This window comes from Desulfocucumis palustris (genome assembly GCF_002933875.1).
Lineage (GTDB): Bacteria > Bacillota > Desulfotomaculia > Desulfotomaculales > Desulfocucumaceae > Desulfocucumis > Desulfocucumis palustris.
Map to the genome: position 1 here is coordinate 1 of NZ_BFAV01000026.1, position 557 is coordinate 557.

At 45.8% G+C, this 557-nt stretch carries 1 protein-coding gene; it reads right to left on the reverse strand.

All coding sequences use genetic code 11. The annotated features are described in order from the left end of the window. Window positions 1-73 precede the first annotated feature (73 nt). The coding region (locus DCCM_RS02490) for an IS66 family transposase (RefSeq protein ID WP_133163939.1) at window positions 74-557 on the reverse strand (484 nt) is incomplete at its 5' end.

A 557-nucleotide genomic window follows, 5' to 3' on the forward strand; every position in this document is an offset into this window, starting at 1 on the left:
GTAAGCGATTAAAAACAGAGTGCCTTTAAACATGAACTCAAATCGGTTATAATGGCGATCGTCAACTGGAGGATTATTTTTTGCATTCAGCCTGTACCAGTGGGGACCAAGGCATCAGTTCTTCCAAGGCCTCCGGATCATTCCGGTGATCCGTATTCGGCATATACAAGAACAGATAGTTCAGGTAAGTATATACATTAAGCCCATTTGCCTTGGCAGTCTCTACAATGCTGTATACTGCAGCACTTGCTGAAGCACCCTTCGGGGTGTCGGCGAAAAGCCAATTTTTTCTTCCCAGAGTAAAGGGACGAATGCTGTTTTCGGCTATGTTATTGGAAAGGGAACACCTTCCGTCAAGCAGGTAGTTCTCCATAAACTGTTTCTGGTTCTTTGCATAGGTTACTGCTTTGCCGAGGGCAGAGCTTTGCAGTACATGGATGGAATTCAGCCAGCACCAAAAGGCACCCAGAACGGGCCTTTCCAGTTCCAGACGCTTGGCATATTTTTCTTCCGGTGTAAGTCCAGACAACTCTTCTTCGATTTTAAAAAGCCGGTTG